Raw genomic sequence first — 4,327 nt, forward strand, 5'->3', positions numbered from 1 at the left:
ACGCTGATAAAATTATTTCTGCATTAAACGATAAAGAGTTTCAACAACGCACTTTAAAAGTACGTGAAGCGAAGCAAAAATCTGACGATAATGGTGCTATGGAAAATAGTACTAATTAGTAATTACCGTTATTGGTAATTTTGTCTGTTTAAAAGCAGCCGTGGCAAAATAGCTAACAGGCTGCTTTTTATTATCCAAAGTTATTACACTCTCCCCCAGCAAACTAACCACACGATTTGCAATTGCCTCACCTGAGTCCAATAACGTTGTTTGTGGATTGATATACCGTTTGATCTCTTCAGCAATAATTGGAAAGTGTGTACAGCCCAACACTAATTGATCGATTTCTTTATCTATATATAAAGTACTTAATTCTTGCTCTAGTTGTTTTGAATCTAGATCATTTGTCCAAAACTTTTGCTCGGCTAATTTCACAAGCTTACTTGAACCATATAAAGATACACAGCAAGAAGCTGCAAAATCCTTAACAAGACTTGCTGTATATTCGTTTGCAACTGTCGCTGGTGTCGCTAATACACCAATTTTTTTAGAAAGCGTTTTCTCTGCAGCAGGTTTGATGGCTGGAACAACACCCACAATCGGAAAGTTGAAATGCTGCCTTAAAATGTCGAGTGTTTGCGTACTTGCTGTATTACAGGCAATGATCAACAAATCAACTGGTTCTATTAGAGTGATAAAATGGCTGAGTAAGCTTGTAATTCTTTGTGTTAGAAATTCAAAGGACAGCTCACCATAAGGAAGGTACTTATTATCCATAAGATAACTAAGCTTGGCATGTGGTATTTGGTTTTGAATGTGTTCAAGTACTGATGTACCACCAATACCAGAATCAAAAACTACAATATGTTTTGCCAAACTACCCAACCTAATATGTTATTAACTCGGGTAGTTTGCCATATATTTTCTAATTCTCAAGGTAAGCTAAGCTTACTTTGCTTTTTCTTGCTTATTATTTAGCTGTTCAAAAAAGCTAGTGCTGTAATCTAATAAGCTTTCTTTACTAGCTTGTCGTTGATTAAGCCATGTTAGTAACTGTACCAACTGACTTTCAATATTAAGCGGCTTGGCTTTTTCATAGCTTTCTTCTAATCCTTCATTAATAGGTTCGAACTGTTTTGCTATTTCTCTACCTAGTTGTGCTGTTTGATATTCTCTAACACTCGCTCTTACTTCTGTTTGTTGTAAGTTCATAGACATTGAAACTAACTGAGAAGAATCCAGATTTAATTTTTTAGCTTGTTCAAACGCTTCATCAAGTGAACCATTGAAAAATTCATTGCTTACTTTTTGCAAATCAGACATTAGATCATTGATCGCAGCAATTTCATCTTCATTTAAATCACCTTCTACTGAAAATGAATATGCCTGTGAACTAGATTGTGATGAAGCATAACTTAACGATTCACCGTCATCAGTTTTACTATATGATAGCTGTTCAGATGAATTGAACGCACTATTATAAGTAAGCTTAATCACATCGCCTTCTGCGGTTTTAATTTCATAACTGGCACCATTATCCAATTGGTAATAATTTTGGCCATTAAATCCGGTAAGTGCTGATGCTTCTTTTTCAGGGTTGAAGATTGATTGTTCAAATTCCTCCAATCCATCAAAGATTAACTCTCGGCTTTTTTCAATGCCTTGTTCAATTTCATCGTTGTAGAGATCACTGTCTTTAAGCTCTTCAACCGCTTCACCAATACCTTGCTCTACCCCTTTTCGAGCTTGCTCGAACATACTCGTTAGCTTGTCATTATCGGCACCATCAGCCTTAGCACCTAAAATAGCGCCTTTAACAAACGATAAAACGTTTTTTGCGATCTCTTCAAAATTAAATAGATCTTCAGGTTTGGTAGGCTCTACTTTACTTTCAAATGGCATTGCTCCCATCATCTTTTGATAAGAGACCTGACTTGCAATCGTTAGTCGCTGTGACATTGTAAATACGTCTTTAGCTGACACATTTTGTGCTATTTCATTTGGTTTCTGTTGAGAGAAACCATACTTGTTTTCGGGTTGATACCCCAATCCACCCACTTTCATAATCATTGCCTCCATTTCAGAATGTCTATTTATCGGCCAAATAGTGAGCAACTTAAGTATTAATTCTTAGATTTAACGGTCAGAATTTACCTTTTGTTGAAGTAAGTATGTCACATTTTTTCTATGCTAAAACTGGACAAAGAAAAACCACACCCTAAAATAGCGCGACTCGCAAACATGAGGTTAAAAAGCATATGCCTGTAATTCAAATAGATACTTCAAAATACGATGAGCAACTTTCGGAAAAAGCACAGCGTATTAGCCAACAATTCGCACAATTTAATGCACCAGAGTTAGAAGTATTTGCATCTGCACCAAAACATTACAGACAACGTGCTGAGTTTCGCGTATGGCATGAAGGTGAAGATTTATTTCACATTATGTTTGATCCCGAAACAAAAGAAAAAATAAGGGTGGATCAGTTTGATCCTGCAGCTCCGCTTATTTGCGAGTTAATGCCACGCTTGTTGGAATACTTAAAGCCAAATGAAATTTTGCGCAGAAAGTTATTCCAAATCGATTACCTATCTACGCTAAGCGGTCAAATCTTAGTAAGTCTGATTTATCATAAGCAACTTGATGATGAATGGCTGAACGAAGTAACTAAACTTAAAGCTGAGTTAAGTAAAGAATTTAACATCGATTTCATTGGCCGTGCTCGCAAGCAAAAAATTGTCCTTGGTGAAGAGTATGTGATTGAAAAGCTTAATGTGGATAATCGCGAGCTTGTTTATCAGCAAGTTGAAAATAGCTTCACCCAACCAAACGCTAAATTAAATGAGCACATGCTTGAATGGGCAATTGACGTATCAAAACCCCTTGAAAATGATTTGCTTGAACTTTATTGCGGTAATGGCAACTTCTCGATTGCACTAGCCCCAAGCTTCAATCGTGTACTGGCAACTGAAATTTCTAAATCGTCTGTAAAGTCAGCGCAATTTAATATCGCTGAAAATAAAGTCGATAACCTCGATATTATTCGCATGTCGAGTGAAGAATTCACCATGGCGATGAACGGTGAAAAAGAGTTTTCTCGCTTAAATGGTATTGATTTAAAAAGTTACAACTGCCAAAGCATTTTAGTTGATCCACCACGTGCTGGTTTAGATAAAGACACAACAAACTTAGTGCAGGGCTATGACAATATTATTTATATTTCATGTAACCCTGATACGCTTGAGCGAGATCTTCAGCAATTAACAGCAACACATAACATTGAACGATTTGCGATTTTTGACCAATTTCCATATACCCACCATATTGAATCGGGTGTGTTTTTAACGCGTAAATAAAAAAAGCAGCTATTTAGCTGCTTTTTTTTCTTTGGTATAACTTGAAGCCCCTTTGGCAATATAACGCAACTGCCAAATAATTCGTTCGGTAAGCTGATCTCGTTGTGGCTTTGTTAAATCAAGCGCCTCAGCTCCAGCATTAAATACCAAAGTCACCATGGCCTCAGCTTGAATATATGCATGATTCGCATCACACCCTGTTTCATTTTCTAAATAATGAGCAAGCTCTAAAATAAAGTGCTTAATTTCACGGGCAACCGCTGCCCTAAAGGCTTTTGATGTTCCTGAACGCTCACGCAGTAGTAATCTAAATTGGTTACTCGACTGGTCAATAAACTCCATAAAGGTTAGTACAGAGATATTAATAATACTGCCGCCACTTTCGATACGTCGACGCGCTTGACGCATTAACTGGCGCAACATTAAGCCAGCTTCATCAACTAAGGTTAAACCTAGCTCATTCATGTCTTTAAAGTGACGATAAAAGGATGTTGGCGCAATACCGGCCTCACGAGCAACTTCGCGCAAGCTTAAATTAGAAAAGCTATGCTCAGCACTTAATTGATTAAACGCTGCATCGATTAACGCTTGTCTCGTCTTTTCTTTTTGTTGTGCACGAATACCTGACATACATCCCCCATAAAATTTGCATGCAGTTTAACACAGAAAAATTATTTATGAATTTTGTCGATTTCACTTGATAAAAAAGCGATATAAAACTATTTTAGCGTACAAGTGTACGCTGAGATTTTATGTATGAAAAAACCACCCATTATTTGGCTTAATACCCTTTTTTTTACCATCACCTTTCTAGCAGCAATAACCCTTGTTCCGTGGTATGGATTTACCTACGGCTTCAGCACTGCAAATTGGATTGCGTTTGTTGCGTGTATGTTTTACTGCGGATTGTCGATCACCGCTGGCTATCACCGCTTGTGGGCGCACAAAACCTACGAAACACATCCTGTCGT

Annotated in this window: 4 protein-coding genes and 2 pseudogenes; 3 read left to right on the plus strand and 3 right to left on the minus strand. The window is 37.3% G+C overall.

Annotation, left to right across the window (positions count from 1 at the left end):
* A pseudogene (locus ON073_RS20065) lies at positions 1-119 on the plus strand (RNA-binding protein); the annotation flags it as partial.
* On the opposite strand, the gene murI reads toward ON073_RS20065, so the two are convergent.
* Complete coding sequence (gene murI / locus ON073_RS20070) at positions 112-876, minus strand: glutamate racemase (RefSeq protein WP_274763647.1); 765 nt, start codon at positions 874-876, stop codon at positions 112-114. The pseudogene ON073_RS20065 and the gene murI overlap by 8 nt on opposite strands.
* A gap of 72 nt (positions 877-948) precedes the next feature.
* Positions 949-2,064 carry a DUF5610 domain-containing protein gene (locus ON073_RS20075; RefSeq protein WP_274763648.1) on the minus strand — a complete coding sequence of 372 codons (1,116 nt, stop codon included), beginning with the start codon at positions 2,062-2,064 and terminating at the stop codon, positions 949-951.
* A gap of 194 nt (positions 2,065-2,258) precedes the next feature.
* On the opposite strand from ON073_RS20075, the gene trmA reads away from it, so the two are divergent.
* Positions 2,259-3,356 carry a tRNA (uridine(54)-C5)-methyltransferase TrmA gene (gene trmA, locus ON073_RS20080; protein ID WP_274763649.1) on the plus strand — a complete coding sequence of 366 codons (1,098 nt, stop codon included), beginning with the start codon at positions 2,259-2,261 and terminating at the stop codon, positions 3,354-3,356.
* A gap of 9 nt (positions 3,357-3,365) precedes the next feature.
* Here trmA and fabR read toward each other — a convergent pair whose 3' ends face one another.
* Positions 3,366-3,986: an HTH-type transcriptional repressor FabR gene (fabR, locus tag ON073_RS20085; protein WP_274763650.1), complete on the minus strand. Its 621-nt coding sequence runs from the start codon at positions 3,984-3,986 to the stop codon at positions 3,366-3,368.
* Positions 3,987-4,112: 126 nt separating this feature from the next.
* Here fabR and ON073_RS20090 point away from each other — a divergent pair.
* Positions 4,113-4,327 (plus strand): annotated as a pseudogene (locus ON073_RS20090) (acyl-CoA desaturase); the annotation flags it as partial.

Origin of the sequence: Pseudoalteromonas sp. G4 (assembly GCF_028875915.1) — a bacterium.
Taxonomy (GTDB): domain Bacteria; phylum Pseudomonadota; class Gammaproteobacteria; order Enterobacterales; family Alteromonadaceae; genus Pseudoalteromonas.